The following is a 16,562-nucleotide window of genomic DNA, read 5'->3' as shown; positions in this document are numbered from 1 at the left end:
GATGACAAGCCTCAACGAGATTGAGACCCAACTAGCTACACTCAAAGAAGAAGCAACCATTGCGATCGCTTCTACTGATACCTTGGAACAATTGGAACAGTTGCGCATTAATTACCTAGGCAAGAAAGGGCAACTGTCTCAGATATTGCGGGGAATGGGTAAGTTAGCACCAGCAGACCGACCTAAGATTGGTGCGATCGCAAATGTTGTCAAAGAAACCCTCCAGCATAACCTAGAGCAGAGGCTCCAAGACCTGAAAGCAGCTGAAATTCAGGCAAAATTGCGCTCAGAAACCCTGGATGTGACTATGCCAGGGGTATATCGTCCCCAAGGTCGCATTCACCCTCTCAATAGCACCATTGATCGGGCATTAGATATTTTTGTTGGTTTAGGCTACACCATTGCTACTGGCCCAGAGATGGAGACAGATTACTATAACTTTGAGGCCCTTAATACTCCCCCTGACCATCCGGCGCGGGATATGCAAGATACCTTCTACTTGCCGGATGGTAATTTGCTGCGTACCCATACCTCTTCGGTACAGATTCGCTACATGGAAAACCATGAGCCACCGATTCGGATTGTGGCACCTGGTCGAGTTTATCGACGGGATACGGTAGATGCTACCCACTCGGCAGTGTTCCATCAGATAGAACTGTTGGCAGTGGATGAAGGGATAACCTTTACCGACCTCAAAGGTACCCTTAGGGAATTTTTGGAGGCAATGTTTGGGGAAGAGTTAGAAGTGCGTTTCCGTGCCAGTTATTTTCCTTTCACTGAACCTTCAGCAGAGGTGGATGTGCAGTGGAAGGGGAAATGGTTAGAAGTGATGGGTTGCGGGATGGTTGACCCCAATGTACTCAAGGCTGTAGGCTATGATCCTGAAATTTATACAGGTTTTGCTGCTGGTTTTGGAGTAGAACGTTTTGCCATGGTCCTGCACCAGATTGATGATATTCGTCGCTTGTACAACAGTGATCTGCGCTTTTTGAAGCAGTTTTAGTGTTGATTAGCGTTACTGGTAGATTCGACGAAACTATAAATTATTAATCAAAACAAACCATGACAAAGTAAACCAAAATTATCCAAAGGATAAGTTTGCTATATAGCGTTGCTTATCCTTCTGATATCGCCACGAAACTGATTCTGGGTCTTTATCCTGACTCCACTGCTTAAAATCAGGTTGATCTCTTAATTCTTGGAGTGTTGCTGGTGCTACTCCTAATCGTTGAGCTAAGTCTTGTTCACTTAGTCCTTGAAAAAATTCGCTAAGAGAATTAAATTCTGGTGAGCTCATGCCAAAACATTAAATTCCAACACATTAGAGGTTAGCTGAAAAATCAAAAATAATGCCGTACCCAAATTAAAACAGAAAAAAGCTCTCGTTATCTGCTAGATTTTACCTGTTAACTGGGTTTTTAACCAAAACTCCTGGTTCTTTCTGAATCGGTAAAGCGTCTAATACATCAGTTTGAGCGCAATACTTTAAATCTTCATGACCATTCAGCCGCAGCAGGCGTTTTCCGTGACTAGCGTGATAGAACATCTCTAGTAATTTATCTTGCCACTGGGAGTAAAGTGCGATCGCACCAATTACTTCATCATTACCAGCAATGTCATCCACTGAGTCTCCGGTTTCTTCCATAAGTCTTTGACTAATCGCCCCAGCACAAACCGTGTCTTCTAGGGAGTAGGCTCCTTCCCAACCTGACCCCACTAGCCAAATACTATCTGGTTTGTGGGTCAGTAAATACTCCACCGCTGCCACACGATTCACTAAGGCGGCGGCTAGGACTACCGGGGAATTTTGGACACGCTGTAAGGCACGGGTACCGTTGGTGGTACTGATGAATAGTCTCCTGCCCTGTACTCGCTCAGGTGTGCAAATCAAGGGCGAGTTACCCAGATCACAGCCCTCTACCATTTTACCACCCCTTTCCCCAGCTCTTAGCCGTTTGTCAGTGGGCCATTGTTCACTGATTTCCATTAACTGGTCAATATCACTGAACACTTGAACGGCTTCAGCACCAGCATTCAAAGCTGTAGCCATGGTAGTCGTGGCTCGCAGGACATCAATTGCGATCGCACAGTCTGGCAAGGTGTCTGTGGGAGTTTCTTCCGGGGTGTGGTAGATAGATAGCTTCACGGCTTGGATATAGTTGTTTTTTGGACTGCTGAAATTTTCGTTGACATAACCAGCCTCATTAATCTTGAAGATTAAACCAGTCAGCCTAATGGCATCCCAATTTATCGGGCACGACAGCCACAAATTATAGTATATTAGTTAGTCGGTTAAATCAAGGTGCCTCTTCGTTAAAGCCTGGTAATTCCCGGCAATTTCCCGGATTACAACCGCGAAGATGCAGACTCAGGATTGATTTCCTACGTTGGTTTGGTCAGGATCCCCGGGGGTGACCTCCAGCTCCCGGCTCTATCGCTAGCTACTAAGGAAAGGCAAAATGTGTGGTTAGCCTAACAAGCCATTATAACATTGTCGTTCGCGTAGCGGGACGAAGTCCGGAACACATTACCAAATTGAGATGCACTAAAAATGCCAAATTATGTATTTGTTATTGACACAAACAAACAACCACTAAACCCAATTTACCCGAAGAAAGCACGCCGGTTGTTAGACAAAGGTAAAGCTGCGGTTTTCAGGATGTATCCTTTCACGATCATCTTAAAGACTGCGATTCGGCAAAGCCGACGCTGCGCGAACGATAATCCAGTTATCTCATCTTGTCAAATAAAGATTGACCCTGGTAGTAAGGTAACTGGATTTGCCCTAGTTCAAAACAACCAAGTTATTTAGGGTATGGAATTAGAACACAGAGGAGGATTAATCAAGAAAAAACTAGAGTCTAGAAGAGCTGCAAGACGTGGAAGACGTAACCGTCATACCCGATACATAAAGCCACGATTTCTTAACCGTAGATGTCCAGAGGGATGGCTTTCACCTAGCCTAGAGCACAGGGTGTTGACTATTGAAACTTGGGTAAAACGACTAATTAAATTTTGTCCTGTCAATGAGATTTGGGTCGAAAAAGTCAAGTTTGACACCCAAAAGATGCAAAATCCTGAAATCAATGGCACTGAGTACCAGCAAGGGGAACTAGCTGGTTATGAAGTTAGGGAGTACTTACTTGAAAAATGGGGGAGATAATGCACTTATTGTGGTAAGCAGTCCGGTAGTGATAAATAAGTAGTGATAGAATATTATATTGACCTTAAATAATGCATTTTTTTATGTAAAAATAGTAATTTTGATATCATTAATTAGTAGCTTTTATTGTTTAAATAATAAATCTTAATTAAAAAATCTTTAAAAAACTGCTAAACTTTTGTTATAAAAAACGTTATCAAGTTATCAATACACCATCGTAAGAATGAATACAGTCTCAGATTTAATAACGCGACCCAATTGCCCTTACTGCAATTGTGAGCGAACAGTGAAAAAGCGATGCAGAGGTGCGACCCGTGGCGAATTTAATTACGGGTCAAACGCACCATTACGGTCTTGGGGAGCCAGTGCGGTCTTGGGGGTTCCCCCCATGAGCAACTGGCGTGGTTTCCCCCATGAGCGACTGCATCAAGACATGGAAGCACTCATAATAAAAAGCAAAAATATCTCTGTTTCTCTTGGTGCGCATTCACGCTTTTCGGGGAACCCGACCGGGGTCGCACCGCAAAAACTGTAAGAGACAGTTTGTAAAAAATCCGACAAAAAAAACGATATCCTTGTCGATCAAAAAGAGAATCGATTACCTATTACTTGAGAAAATATATGCAAGCCGGTATTGCTCGAACAGTTGGAGTTTCAAAAACATGGCTCCAGAATTATGTTAATAAGAAATATGCGGAAACCCCCCGAAAAATAAAGGTTTCAGAAAAACCGTGCATGTAAGATGTCCATTCTCTTGGTGCGCGTTCCCTAGGTCGGGTTTCCCGACCGGGGTCGCACCGCTGAATGTGATGAAATGTGGTCTTTTGTTAAAGCGATGCAGCGCGGTCTTGGGGGTTCCCCCGGAGACGAAACCTGATTACGTTGAGCCTTTATGGTTGGTAGGTTATGCAAAAAAGGGTTAAAACTTGAGGCGCGACCCCGTAATTTAATTCTTCAAGCGGAAAGCGCGCCTCCATTGATTAAGGCGAGCCTGTCTTACGGTAACTTCAAACCATGAGCGACTGCATCAAGACAAAAAAAGATAATAAACAATGGATTTGGTTGGCCATTGGCCGTTGGCCACGCTACGCGAACGATGGCCGTTGGCCACGCTACGCGAACAAGAAACTAAAGAAATTGTTGGATTTTATCTTGGAGATCGTAGTCGAGAATCAGCAATCAAGGATGTTTGTCTAGAATTAGTAACCGAATTAATGAAATTAAATCCTAATAAGCGAAAGTATTATCAACGAGGTCTAAGGGCTAGATTACTTATAGAGTCTGCGTTTTAGCTTATTTCGTCGCCCCCTCAGCTATTAACGATGCAGGTTGGTATCAGTTTAGGAAATGGTTAGAGCATTTTGGCAAGAAGTTTGGTAGAGTCACGGTTGCAGTGAATCCTGCCTATACGAGTCAAAATTGCTCAGAATGCGGCGAGGTAGTCAAGAAGTCGCTATCAACTAGGACTCACGTCTGCAAATGTGGTTGTAAATTAGACCGAGACCACAACGCCGCAGTCAACATCCTGAAAAAAGCCTTGGGTACGGTGGGGCACACCGGAACCTGGATCATCGATCCGAACACTTCGGGAGATTTAACCTCTACTGTTCTTGGTTCCGGCCAGGTTCAGCAAGTCGAATCGTTGAGCGAAGAATCCCCGCTTCAATAGGCGCGGGGAGTGTCAATTGACTCGCTCATTAACCGGAAAGCGGTCAAGTAACTGAGCAGCACGAATCGCATTAGCTTTTAAAGACTCTGGTAGAGGCAACACATGGGGAATTTGGGATAATATATCTAAGGTTCGACGTAAGATTCGCACCACATCCCCTTCATCTAAACTGCTATTTCCGCATAGCTCCCGCCAGGATTTGCCTAATGACCACTGTTCTATTAGACCAATTAACCTATCCTCTGACCAAACCGGTAAGGCGACATGATATCGACGCTGTAGCTGAAATACTTGACGCCGAATCCTCCTGAGGTTTCCCAATGCTTCTAGCACTTCCTCACTTGGTTTATAGTTTGTCCAACTATCCGGTCTAGGGGTTTCGGTAACTATAGCAGAGCAAGCTGCTGCCAGTTGGTGGGGGTCTAAGTCATCTAATTCTCCCGACAGCATGGCTAAAGCTAGCCACAACTCATTTTCTCCCCGAACCGAAGCAGCCACTTGCCCCAGAACAGTGGGAGTTAAGTCCTCCAAAGAGCCAGATTCCTTTAAAATTTCAATCAGGTTCAGAAATTCGTGCCAATGCTGAGCCTGGTATTCTCGGAATTTAGTTTGACGTTGGTTAATTTGCTCCTGCAAAAACAACCGTTTTTTGTGGCGTTTGATCAGTTGAGAGGGATTACCCCACTGACGAAGAGCATGGGTTTCCATTTGACCCTCTAGATCAGCAACAACACCTTGTTGCTCCCTCACTTCTGGAGCAACCCAGAGTTGAGCAATAGTGGGGACTTGGTTAGCCAAGGCTTCAGTATCTTCATTTCCGCCTTTGACTTGACCTGGCTTAATCTCAAGTCCCTCTAGAGGCTGGAGAGTTCCAATATCAAGGTATCGAAGAGTGATAATGTCAGAGGATTCACCTTGAGTTGAGCCGGTTGAGTAATCTTCCGTAGAGCCATTGGATACTTGGTCATCGGCCACTTCAGGAAAGCCATCTAACCCCATCACATCAGCAGTTGTTGCCACATACCATCGGTTAGCAGCACTTAAGCACACCAGATAGGGGAATTGACCGGAACCCTTTTGTTTAGACACTAAAACAGCTGGAACAGGAGAAGACACTGGCACATGCTTGCCCTTGAGATAGAGAATGGCTCCCGATTCCACCTGTTGTAACACTTGGGATACGGCTTTAGAAACAGATACCTCTGCTTGGTGTTGCAGGTCTTTAAGAATGCGGCGCTCTACTTTCAGGTGTTCCTTCAGTTTTTGATAGCCTTCCATTACTGCCACATCTACCGGTGCCAGTTGAAAATCAATTCTGGTCAGTTCCGCAGTCAGTTCAGTAATTGCCTGTTGTTGAGGTTTTAGGTACAAAGTAGCTAGGTACTGAGCAAAGCTGCGTTCAACTAACTCCTTGGCTTGAGGCAGAGAGTGAGTTTGCAACAAATTCAGTACCATACCATAGGTAGGGGTAAACTGACTAACTAGGGGATCAGCACCAGCAGTTGCTAGATAAGCCGCCTCCTTAGCCCCTTCAAAGGGGGTTTGCACGGTCACCACATAGCCATTGGTATCCATCCCTCGCCGTCCTGCTCGTCCAGCCATCTGCAAAAATTCAGAGGCAGTGAGTAGCCGGTGTCCTCGGTCAGTACGCTTAGATAGACTGGAAATAACCGTGGTACGAGCAGGCATATTAATTCCTGCTGCTAGGGTTTCTGTCGCAAATACCACCTTCACTAGTCCTTGTTGGAATAGTTCTTCTACTAGACCTTTCCAAGCAGGTAAAATTCCAGCATGATGGGCAGCTATACCTCGGTAGAGGGGGTCAATTTGTTTGGTTCGAGCTGCTTCTGGATTCTTAGTGATAAATTCATCAATCCGTTTCTTGAGTCGAGCTGCTTCTTGTTCATTGACCAGGGATATTGGACCCATCTCATCTACTGCCTTATCACAGCCTCGGCGGCTAAAGATAAAGTAAATAGCTGGTAACATCTCCCGTTTTTTTAGTTTGCTCACCACAGAGCTAATGCTGGGGCCCTCCGGACGTCCATGTTTGTCCTTGCTTTTAGGACGCCTGGTTTTGAGGGAGTTGTTAATCTTGGTTTGGTCGTCATTCAGCAGGGAGACAATTCCCTTGGGATGGGCAAAGTAAAACTCTAGGGGAACAGGTCGGAAGTCAGAGTAAATTAGCTGAGTGGAGCCATGAACTTGATTGAGCCAGTCGGTCAGCTGGTCAGAATTGGCAACAGTGGCAGAGAGGGCAACAATTTGGATATCTGGCGGACAATAGATAATTGATTCTTCCCAAACCGTGCCTCGTTGTCGGTCATTCATGTAGTGACATTCGTCTAGGATGACCGCCTCAACCCCTAGCATAGAGGCTCCCACTTGACCAATTGGGGTACCATAGAGCATATTACGGAAGATTTCCGTAGTCATCACTAAGACAGAAGCTTCCCGGTTGACCGAGGAATCACCGGTAACTAGACCGACTTTGTCTGCGCCAAATTTTGCCCGAAAATCCCTTAGTTTCTGGTTGGAGAGCGCTTTGAGGGGGGTGGTGTAGAAAACACGTCCCCCTTGAGACAAAGCACGATAAATGGTATATTCTCCAATCAGGGTTTTCCCAGAACCAGTCGGAGCACAGACAACTACTGACTGACTATGATTGAGAGCCTCAATTGCCTGTTTTTGGAACTCATCGAGTTCAAAGGGAAATAGGTTGTTCGGGTCAAGGTCTACTGATGAAGTAGCAATATTCACACAAGGTTTTTCCAATAAGGTATATGATCGTTAGGTGTTGCTTGTAATTACGTAGTCCATTGGTTGTATATCTTGATTGTATGTTAGTTAATTAATTGAGAGGGTGTACACCATTTTACTCAAGATACCCCTGGTGTATTTATAGGTAGTTGTTTACTATAACAAAGGGCGAGACAAACTTGAAGTGTTGTAGAACAAGGGTTTGAGGCTATTCCCAAAAACTATTCCGATCGGGGATTATCCATAGAAATCCGTATCCTACTCTACTTGTAAGTCTTCCTCCTGTTCTATCAAGATAACGTCCAAACCTTCATGACCATTGATATTCAGGGTTAGTAAACAGCTAGATAAAATGTCGCAGAGTCTACCAAAAACTCTTATTATTTGTTAGACTTAAATTAGGGTAACACCGACAGGGATTATTATGTAACTTAAATTAAAGCCGAAAACCAAGGCTTTAATAGTTGCGGTTACATCCCGGTGTTAAACTTTTTTGACATTTTTATGGCGCTCGCGGGATATTCCCGAGAGCTTTGGGAGATACCCCCTGGATGCTATTGCATCTTGCATTGGCGAGCCTTGGTCTATCTTGGTAGACTTTGGTAGCTAAAAAGTATCGGTTCAGGTATTTGTGGGGACTGTGGTTGTACCGGAACCCTGGCCACTGGACGGCTGGTACACTGGGGCTTTGCTGTGTTCGGTAGAGTTGTTGCTGACCGGGTCTCGATACTATTCCCTGGATCATCAAGAGAACGCACTACCACAGTCACAGCTGGTTCCGAGGTACCGTAGTCTGGGTGAGTTGCGATCGCACTCAGGTAATCCCCAGGCTGGACATTACTAAGACTAATCCCAAACTTCCCATCTTGATCTGCTTCAGTGCTAGCAATCTTCCTACTCAAGGCACCATAACCAGGGGTTTTTGGAGAAACCTGCTCGACAAGATAGATATCTACCTCAGAACCAGGGTCAGCTAACCCATCCAAACTCACCTGACCATCCCGTTGAAAAAACTCTACCGCTAACCACCGAGGTGTATTCACAGCATTATTGCCAGTGTCTCGCCTACGGTTAGGAGAGTCTCGCTTGGGGTTTGGTCCATCACCCACTTGATAATGCCTTGCTCCGGTGTGGTTTCTAGTTACTAGGTCAATGCTCAGCCCTTCTAGAGCCGCAAATTGATTATCTTGGATGATATTGCGATCGCTTTCTGGATAAGCAGCAACCACCACTCCTGGTCCTGCTTGGTGAGTGATTTGGTTACCAATGACTTGATGGTCATCTCCCATCAAATATATGGCAGCCCGACGTAAACGGTGTCCATTATACTTAATTTGGTTATTCCGAATGCTGACAGCACCCATAGGTTTAAATAGGTACACAGCGCTGCCGTCGTTGCCGCAAATTAAGTTAGAGTCAATAGTGGTGTTGTCGATAGTACCATCTAGACGAATAGCATCTGGCATCCCAGCCATCCCGTTACCAACGATGATATTCTCGGTAATCGTTAGATCCCTCGCCTGCTTGGAGGTAATAATCCCGCTACCGTCGTGATAAGCAATTCGATTACGCCGGATCGTAACTCCTGTCCCGTTAAACACCCATACCCCAAAAGCTGACATGGTTGATGGCATACTCTCATCGGGGGGTATACCTAGCCAAGTGTTTTCTATAATCACCGATTGGGGAGGTTTGTCGGCAGCAAACTGACTCTTGTAAAATTTACTGTCGTAGTCGGGTGGCAGCCGATGGGAAATCAATATGTCTGCTGGTGTTGAGATGACAGTTGCTTGGTGCTCACCGTTAAATCCATATATACTTAAACCTTTTATAATAACATCATCATTAATAATTGTCAAACCTTGAAAAATTTCTACTGTTTCCGCTGGAGTAATTGCCACCAATGGAATCGGGATTTCAATCTCAGCAGTAGCTGATTGATCTCGGTTATAGCCAGGTTGGGTAGTGCCATCTACGATTACTCCAGCAGTCGCGATGGGCGGCAAGTGTTCTACCAAACGAATAGTGGTTTGCTGGCCAGGTAAATTAAACTCTATTTTTGACCGTGCTGGGGAACTTAGGGATTCTACTTGAGCTTTTTCTGTGGGACTAAGTTGGTCTAGGGTTAATGTGCCGTTGATCAGGTTAATAGCTTCCCTCAGGGTTAAGTTATTGTCTGGTTTTACTGAACCATCTTGGTTGCTATTGACGACTACTTTTAGGGGTGATGGTTTTGGTTGGGCTAGGGCTGGCTTAATCAAGGCAAAAGGCAAAAGGCAAAAGGCAAAAGGCAAAAGGCAAACGGTAACAGTATGGATGAACTCTTTTGAGTCTAGGGTTGATAATAAACTAGGTATATACTGGTTTGTTTTGATAAGTCTAGGGTTTTCTTTTTTATTAATACAACCTGAAATTAAACTAGAATAGTAAGGATTTTTTTTTGAGAGTTTGAGGTAGACTTCTGACTTTAAATCCGAAGTAATTATATTTGGAGTCATAGCTGCTTCCTTTTAAAGATGAATATACTGATAAATAGTAATTTTTTACTGGTTTATGGTCTGACACCATTTATAGTTAAAGATAAACTAGATATTTCTGGTAATTAATAATAGTAAAAAACTCATTAATTGGTTGTTATACTCAAATCACCAATCATCAATTACCGGAACACACTATTTTTTTCTATTCTTATTGCTTGTGTGTTGTCGTCTTCGGATTTGTCGTTAGAAAGGGGTTTGCTGTTGTCTTCTAGCCCTTCTTCAACCACAGGTTGGTTAGTTTTCTTGGGATTGTCTTGGTTTTGGTTATCTTCAACAATGGATTCAGTTTGAGATTCCTGCTGCTGGGGTGGTGCTACCTTTTGATTGCCAAAGCCGCCAAATAGATTACCAATCAGCCCATCAAGTTTGACAGTAAGTCCTAAATACGGACCACTGGCGGAACGAGAGCCACGGAAGTCGTAGTCGTCAATATTACCAAAAGCGTATCCAGCCGCAAGGCGCAGACTCGGACTCAGGTAGTAGCCAGTTTCAATCAGGAAGCCATTTTCAAAGTAGTCTGCTGAAGGTTGAGAGATAAAGCGACCTTCACCGACTATATCCCAGTTGTAGCCTAAACGATAGGATGCTCTGAGTTGACCGAGATGAATGGTGCTATCTCCGATTAAATCATTGGATAAATAGGATTTACTATAACGCAAAGCATATTTACCGTAGAATTCCCATCGCCAGTTGGGAGCATATATCATTTCGCCGGAAAATAGATGTTCGTTATAACCACTACCACTGCCCAATAAAATCGTGTCGGGAATAGTAGCGGGATTCTGGCGAAATTCATAGCGCATTAAAGCGTTAAAGTTATCGCTCTCGGGATTGCGGTAAGCAACACCTACCCTGAGATTGATCGAATTTCCTAATCGGCTCCTAAGCCTTTGATTAGCACCATTCGCCTGCCGATAACTAAACAAAGCAGTTATCGCAGGAGACAATTTCCCAGAGGCGGCACCAGTGATTACAGTGTTGTTGCCACGATTAGAAGAACGATGCTCCCATTTGAAGCTCGCTTTGAAATCAGGACTGTCAGTGTATTCAAATCCGATACTGTAGCTTTCTCCACTCTCAAATCCAAGGGCAGAGGCTCCTTGACCAAAAGCGTAGGGTTGACTGAACTGATCAGCAGCAGCATTTTCTCCAAGGAAGTTACCTAATACCCGCTCATAAGCAAGGTTTAGTCGCATACCAGGGAAAATCGTCCAGCCGTGCTTCAATCCGATAGCGCCCTGACCGGTCATCTCATCTAATCCCCCGACAATAGAGTAACGTCCAGAGATGGTGGTATCAGAGCCAAGATTGTAATCGCCACTAACACCAAGATGGGTAATTTGCTTGCCCTCCAATTGCCCTCGGGTAAACCATTGTTGTCCCACATTGATAGTAATTCCTGGATATACTCGCCAGTCTAATCCGATCGCAGTCCGGTCTGAATACACTGAATCGGTTTCGCTGGATAGAGTTAGTTCATTGAGAGCCTGGAAAGTGAGGTTATCAGTTAAGGGCATTTTAAAACGCGATCGCAACTGATTGGATGTACGACTTCTAGAGTCATCTTTACGGTCTTCGCGATCGCGAAATACCCAGTCGAGTTGGAGGCTACCCGGACCAATACGTTGCTTAATCCCTGCAATTACAGTAGTCAGGGAATTATCCACTCGATTACCAGCCTGGGGTTCGGTACGGGGGTCGAATAAATCACCAAAGCTAGTAACAACTCGGGGGGCTATACCTCGGTTAGTTTCCCGGTCTACCTGTACCCGAAAATTAGTCGTATCAGTCAGTTTGGCCAGAAACTGAGCACCATAACGGGTTTGACCAGGAACAAAGCTAACGGTAGCGTTATTGGCAAAGCCGGTTTCAGTGGAGCGCAAATAAGCCTTACCGGAGAAACCATCACCAAATTTACCGTCTAGTTGGACGCGGTAGGCTGAACCGCTTACTAAGCCTAATTCGTCAGAATCATTGGTAGAGTGAGCGTATTCTGTGATTAATTGAACATCCTCCCCGAAGGAGAACAAAGCATCCACACCATAAAGTTCAAAGTCTCTAGCTCCCTGATTTTCCCGCAGATAGCTAGCGCCGAGCCAACTCTCTTGATTAAGTTCCCGAGAAAAGTTGTATTGAAACCGACCTGCGTAAATATTAGTATCTTCGCTATCCCCATCAAATTGATAGGTAACAACAATCCGTCGCACTAAGACTCGTCCTTCCTGATCCAAGTCAGTACGTAACATTGGTTGGTTGAACAATAAAGTGCCACGGTCATAGTCAATTTCATAGTCACTGACCCGACTGAGACGTTCTCGTTTAATTACAGTACCAGGTCGCTGTAGTTCTTCTAACTCGATGTAAACCTCTTCTGAACCAGCAACCAATAGTCGCCGGGAAAGAAAGTAAAAACCACTAGTACCATCAGGGGCAATCGTATCCCGCTGGAAGCCTTCCACGTTATTGGCGAACAATCCAGTAATTTGAAACTTACCAAAGTTGTAGTTAGTCTTGAAGCCGTGGAGTTTGCGCCTCGTGGAGGTAAATAGCTGAGAGCGTCTAGAAAACTCGTCAGTGTTGTAATCCCCCCACATCAAATAGTCCGCTTCTATTCCTACTTTTGTACCAGAGCGTTCTAGCCTCAGATAGAGATTATCTATAGAAGGAGTGGTTACATCCACTGTCGAACTATCACCGTAAACGGGATAGTCTTGTTCAGAGGATTGGTACTCGCGAAATAACCGATTACTGTCATTACAATCACAGCCTTTGTTCAAAGCATGGTCAGTATTAAATGACCCAGTGATTAACCAATTCCCAAGGCTTCCGGTGAAGAAAGCAGCGGATCGGATGTCAAATTTAGTGTCATCATCTTCATCTTCTGGTAAAAAGTCCCGAAAGCTCTTGAAAAAGTCTGTCCCTTCAGTTCCCAAACGCATATCGATCACACCGGTGATTAAACTCGGGCGCAGTGCAGTGTCAAACTGCATTTGGGTAAAGGCTTCTAAATCACTAGTAGCAGCACTAATCCGAATGGTTTTAGCGTCTAAGCCTGAGCGCAGTTCAGTAGTAAATTGCCCCTTTCGAGCTTCTACCTGAAATCCCGGGTGGTCTGGGTTTTGGTCTACACCAACGAACTCACCGTCACTGGCGTATAAGGTAACAATGGTATCGCGGTGAGAGACATTACCGAATTTATCCAATAACCGACCCTGAACCGTTGCTAGAGAACGTCCATCCGCTGGGATACGAGCCTCGCGCGTTTCCACAACCAGTTTATCGGGTGTTCCCCTTACTTGTACCGGTATAGAAATTACGTTATCTGACCCATCGATAGTGGCAGTGATCGTGTTTTCCCCTTCCCTAAGGACAATACCATACCAAGTCCGAGTTATAAGATTAGTTAGTGTATCTGTTTCTGTGCGTCCAATGAAGGAGGGGTCTACCAGTTTGCCATTGACCCGAAGTTCCACCTCAGCTCCCAAAGCATATTGTAAAATAATACTAGTTGCTGGAATATCTAATACCTTATCCGAAGTAGGGGCAAGTACTTTTAAATAGGATGATTTGGGTTTAGAGCTAGAAGATGGAGTCGATTCTCTTCTGGGTTGTTGGCGTCTTTGTCGGCGGTTGCGTCTTCTTTGCCGTATCCAGTAGTTGGCGATTTCGAGAGTGTCTTGGTACTCTTCTCCCAATTCTGCAAAAGCAATGGTTGGAAGTTCAACTGGTTTTAGGTCAAGGTTAAGTGATGCCCGCTGTGTCAAATCCAGGCTTAAGAGTTGTTCCTGTGTTAGGTCAAAGCTTGCTAGTTGCTCCTGTCTTAGGTTAAAGCTGATTAGTTGCTCTTGACTCGGTTCAATTACTTCTGGTGATGCTTCTATCTGCTGGATTGGTTCAGGATTAACAGTAGGATTGAAACTAACGGTTTGTTGCGATTGACCGTAGGTCACGCTACGCGAACGCACCTCCAGCTTGTCTAATTGAGCTTGATTTAAATCTAGGTTAGGTAATTCACCATTAACAGCAAACTCAGGTAAGTCTCCAACTTGGATATCAATATCAGGTGCGTAAGCAATCTCTTGATTTGACTGAGTTTCTGGAATCGGTATAGTTTGTCTACCTTCAGGATTAACACGATTGAGACTAATGCTTTGCTGGGATGGCAACTCCAGATTGTCTAATTTATCGTTAGTTAAATCTAGGTTAGGGAATTGCTCACCATTAACAGTAAACTCAGGTAAGTCTCCAACTTGGATATCAATATCAGGTGCGTAAGCAATCTCTTGATTTGACTGAGTTTCTGGGTACGGTATAGTTTGTCTAGCTTCAGTATTAACACGATTGAGACTAACGGTTTGCTGCGTACGCAGTTGAAGGTTGTCTAATTTATCGTTAGTTAAATCTAGGTTAGGGAATTGCTCACCATTAACAGCAAACTCAGGTAAGTCTCCAACTTGGATATCAATATCAGGTGCGTAAGCAATCTCTTGATTTGACTGAGTTTCTGGGTACGGTATAGTTTGTCTAGCTTCAGTATTAACACGATTGAGACTAACGGTTTGCTGCGTACGCAGTTGAAGGTTGTCTAATTTATCGTTAGTTAAATCTAAGTTAGGGAATTGCTCACCATTAACAGCAAACTCAGGTAAGTCTCCGACTTGGATATCGATATCAGGTGCGTAAGCAATCTCTTGATTTGACTGAGTTTCTGGGTACGGTATAGTTTGTCTAGCTTCAGTATTAACACGATTGAGACTAACGGTTTGCTGCGTACGCAGTTGAAGGTTGTCTAATTTATCGTTAGTTAAATCTAGGTTAGGGAATTGCTCACCATTAACAGTAAACTCAGGTAAGTCTCCAACTTGGATATCAATATCAGGTGCATAAGCAATGTCTTGGTCTAACTGAGTTTCTGGGTACGGTATAGTTTGTCTAGCTAATGGATTAACCGTAGGATTGAGACTAACCCTTTGCTGCGATTGACCGTAGGTCACGCTACGCGAACGCAGTTGAAGGTTGTCCAATTGAGCGTTAGTTAAATCTAAGTTAGGGAATTGCTCACCATTGAGCTCAAAGTTAGGTAATTCTCCGACTTGGATATCGATACCAGGTGCATAAGCAATGTCTTGAGGTGACTGACTTTCCGCGTTCGGTATAGTTTCTCCTGCTTGAGGATTAACCGTAGGATTGAGACTAACCCTTTGCTGCGTACGCAGTTGAAGGTTGTCCAATTTATCGTTAGTTAAATCTAAGTTAGGGAATTGCTCACCATTGAGCTCAAAGTTAGGTAATTCTCCGACTTGGATATCGATACCAGGTGCATAAGCAATGTCTTGAGGTGACTGACTTTCCGCGTTCGGTATAGTTTCTCCTGCTTGAGGATTAACCGTAGGATTGAGACTAACCCTTTGCTGCGATTGACCGTAGGTCACGCTACGCGAACGCAGTTGAAGGTTGTCCAATTGAGCGTTACTTAAATCTAAGTTAGGTAATTGCTCACCATTAACCGCAAACTCAGGTAAGTCTCCGACTTGGATATCGATACCAGGTGCATAAGCAATCTCTTGGTCTAACTGAGTTTCTGGAATCGGTATAGTTTGTCTAGCTTCATTATTAACCGTAGGATTGAGACTAACAGTTTGTTGCGTACGCAGTTGAAGGTTGTCCAATTGAGCGTTACTTAAATCTAAGTTAGGTAATTCACCATTAACCGCAAACTCAGGTAAGTCTCCGACTTGGATATCGATATCAGGTGCATAAGCAATCTCTTGGTCTAACTGAGTTTCTGGAATCGGTATAGTTTGTCTAGCTTCATTATTAACCGTAGGATTGAGACTAACAGTTTGTTGCGTACGCAGTTGAAGGTGGTCTAATTGAGCGTTACTTAAATCTAAGTTAGGTAATTCACCATTAACCGCAAACTCAGGTAAGTCTCCGACTTGGATATCGATATCAGGTGCGATTGTAATTTCAGTATCTGAGCTAGTTGCTGCGATCGGTATAGTTTGTCTAGCTTCAGTATTAACACGATTGAGACTAACCCTTTGCTGTTGTTTCAGGTCTAGATTAGCAAGTAGAGCTTTTGGTGAATTTAGCTGAGGTAGTTGACCAGGCAGTAGGTCAAAACTAGGTAGCCGACTTGTACTCAAGTCCACTACAGGTGCAAGGGCGATGTCTGAGGATGGCTCTGTCTGTTGGATTGGTGAGGGAGTCAGAGTCGAGTTGAAACTAACGATAGGTTCTCGTTTCAAGTTCAGTCTAGGGACTTGATCTGACCTCACATCAAACCTAGGAAATTGTCCATCGTTGATGTTAAAACTGGAAGACTGTCTCAGAGCAATTGTTGTTGATTGCTCATTTTGGTTTAGGGAGGGAACCAGACCGGGATTGAAGCTGAGGATCGGTTCTTGTTTGAGATCAAGGCTAGGTA

At 44.3% G+C, this 16,562-nt stretch carries 7 protein-coding genes and 3 pseudogenes; 5 read left to right on the top strand and 5 right to left on the bottom strand.

The annotated features are described in order from the left end of the window. Position 1: 1 nt before the first annotated feature. Positions 2-1,003, top strand: coding sequence for a phenylalanine--tRNA ligase subunit alpha (gene pheS / locus LYNGBM3L_RS11050; RefSeq protein WP_324293468.1), 1,002 nt, complete (start codon positions 2-4; stop codon positions 1,001-1,003). 78 nt (positions 1,004-1,081) lie between these two features. On the opposite strand, the gene LYNGBM3L_RS11045 is transcribed toward pheS, so the two are convergent. Then, positions 1,082-1,297: a hypothetical protein gene (locus tag LYNGBM3L_RS11045; RefSeq protein ID WP_008182463.1), complete on the bottom strand. Its 216-nt coding sequence runs from the start codon at positions 1,295-1,297 to the stop codon at positions 1,082-1,084. A 102-nt stretch (positions 1,298-1,399) separates the two neighbouring features. Next, positions 1,400-2,146: a 2-phosphosulfolactate phosphatase family protein gene (locus tag LYNGBM3L_RS11040; RefSeq protein ID WP_044492687.1), complete on the bottom strand. Its 747-nt coding sequence runs from the start codon at positions 2,144-2,146 to the stop codon at positions 1,400-1,402. 405 nt (positions 2,147-2,551) lie between these two features. On the opposite strand from LYNGBM3L_RS11040, the pseudogene iscB reads away from it, so the two are divergent. The 4 genes and pseudogenes from iscB to LYNGBM3L_RS36275 form a co-directional block, all read left to right on the top strand. Then, positions 2,552-3,160: pseudogene (gene iscB / locus LYNGBM3L_RS40365) on the top strand (RNA-guided endonuclease IscB); the annotation flags it as partial. A gap of 289 nt (positions 3,161-3,449) precedes the next feature. Next, positions 3,450-3,698, top strand: coding sequence for a hypothetical protein (locus LYNGBM3L_RS43275; protein WP_154659749.1), 249 nt, complete (start codon positions 3,450-3,452; stop codon positions 3,696-3,698). A gap of 479 nt (positions 3,699-4,177) precedes the next feature. Further along, positions 4,178-4,360 carry a hypothetical protein gene (locus LYNGBM3L_RS43270; protein ID WP_008182453.1) on the top strand — a complete coding sequence of 61 codons (183 nt, stop codon included), beginning with the start codon at positions 4,178-4,180 and terminating at the stop codon, positions 4,358-4,360. A 115-nt stretch (positions 4,361-4,475) separates the two neighbouring features. Further along, positions 4,476-4,832 (top strand): annotated as a pseudogene (locus LYNGBM3L_RS36275) (RNA-guided endonuclease InsQ/TnpB family protein); the annotation flags it as partial. Between the two features lie 12 nt (positions 4,833-4,844). Here LYNGBM3L_RS36275 and LYNGBM3L_RS11025 read toward each other — a convergent pair. The 3 genes and pseudogenes from LYNGBM3L_RS11025 to LYNGBM3L_RS50235 all read right to left on the bottom strand — a co-directional run. Beyond that, complete coding sequence (locus LYNGBM3L_RS11025; protein WP_044492656.1) at positions 4,845-7,592, bottom strand: DEAD/DEAH box helicase; 2,748 nt, start codon at positions 7,590-7,592, stop codon at positions 4,845-4,847. Positions 7,593-8,176: 584 nt separating this feature from the next. Beyond that, positions 8,177-10,090, bottom strand: a complete 1,914-nt coding sequence (locus LYNGBM3L_RS11020) for a right-handed parallel beta-helix repeat-containing protein (protein WP_008182449.1) — start codon at positions 10,088-10,090, stop codon at positions 8,177-8,179. A gap of 161 nt (positions 10,091-10,251) precedes the next feature. Further along, a pseudogene (locus LYNGBM3L_RS50235) lies at positions 10,252-13,713 on the bottom strand (TonB-dependent receptor); the annotation flags it as partial. Positions 13,714-16,562 lie beyond the last annotated feature (2,849 nt).

The sequence above is a fragment of the Moorena producens 3L genome (assembly GCF_000211815.1).
GTDB classification, from domain to species: Bacteria; Cyanobacteriota; Cyanobacteriia; order Cyanobacteriales; family Coleofasciculaceae; genus Moorena; species Moorena producens.
The sequence above is the reverse complement of the archived record's forward strand: the minus strand, read 5'-3'. Positions and strand labels throughout refer to the sequence as shown.

What these genes read in the sequence shown, in the direction of transcription:
- pheS (WP_324293468.1), top strand. Translation starts at nt 2, where the DNA reads ATGACAAGCCTCAACGAGATTGAGACCCAACTAGCTACACTCAAAGAA.
- LYNGBM3L_RS11045 (WP_008182463.1), bottom strand. Translation starts at nt 1,297, where the DNA reads ATGAGCTCACCAGAATTTAATTCTCTTAGCGAATTTTTTCAAGGACTA.
- LYNGBM3L_RS43270 (WP_008182453.1), top strand. Translation starts at nt 4,178, where the DNA reads ATGAGCGACTGCATCAAGACAAAAAAAGATAATAAACAATGGATTTGG.
- LYNGBM3L_RS11020 (WP_008182449.1), bottom strand. Translation starts at nt 10,090, where the DNA reads ATGACTCCAAATATAATTACTTCGGATTTAAAGTCAGAAGTCTACCTC.